Here is a 686-nt window from a genome sequence, read left to right on the forward strand (position 1 = left end):
GCTTCAGGGCGGCGATGGCATGGGGGGTGAAATAGTCCGGGCGGCGGCAATCATAGGCCAGCGTCAGAATGGCGGAGACCGTGTTCTGGTTGCCCATCGACGCGCCGAAGCCAGTCTCCATGCCCCAGATCGCAAGCAGGACGCCCGGCGGCACGCCGTAAGTCTGTTCGATCCTGTCGAACATCGCCGCGTTCTGCTTCTTCAACGCACGGCCCTTGGAAATAATCGCGGCCCCGCCACGACGCTGCATGAACGCTTCCACCGAGCCGCTGAAAGCCTTGTGGATCGCGCGGTCGGCAGCGATCGTCCTTGTCGCGTAAGTCGCGCCGGCCAACGCGGACAGACCCCTCTGGCCCACGCCCTCGGCTTGTGCTTCCGCGGCAAATTGCTGTTTCCATGCGTCGAAGCCGGCGCCGTTCTTGCCGCAGCTGGCCGCGGCCTGCGCGCCTGTCGCCAGCCCGAAAGCCGCCACAACGGCGGCCATGAAAATCCTTCCCTTGGCAAAAAATGCCATATCGTTCTCCTGGTTGCCTGAATCACGTCCCGGCTGCAAATCTGCCAGTGAAGCGCCCGGTTGTCACCGCCCGCGCGGGCTGCGCGGCGCTTGAAGCTGGCGAATGCCGGGGAATTTGCCCACGATCAAGCATAAATTATGGCGCAAGGATTTATTGTGGCGTGTCTTGAGG

1 protein-coding gene is annotated in these 686 nt (G+C 63.1%); it reads right to left on the reverse strand.

The annotated features are described in order from the left end of the window. On the reverse strand, positions 1 to 514 hold a 514-nt coding region (locus EOA60_RS35865), incomplete at its 3' end, for a lytic murein transglycosylase (protein ID WP_206628450.1). Positions 515 to 686 lie beyond the last annotated feature (172 nt).

Source organism: Mesorhizobium sp. M1A.F.Ca.IN.020.06.1.1 (genome assembly GCF_004023265.1).
Lineage (GTDB): Bacteria > Pseudomonadota > Alphaproteobacteria > Rhizobiales > Rhizobiaceae > Mesorhizobium.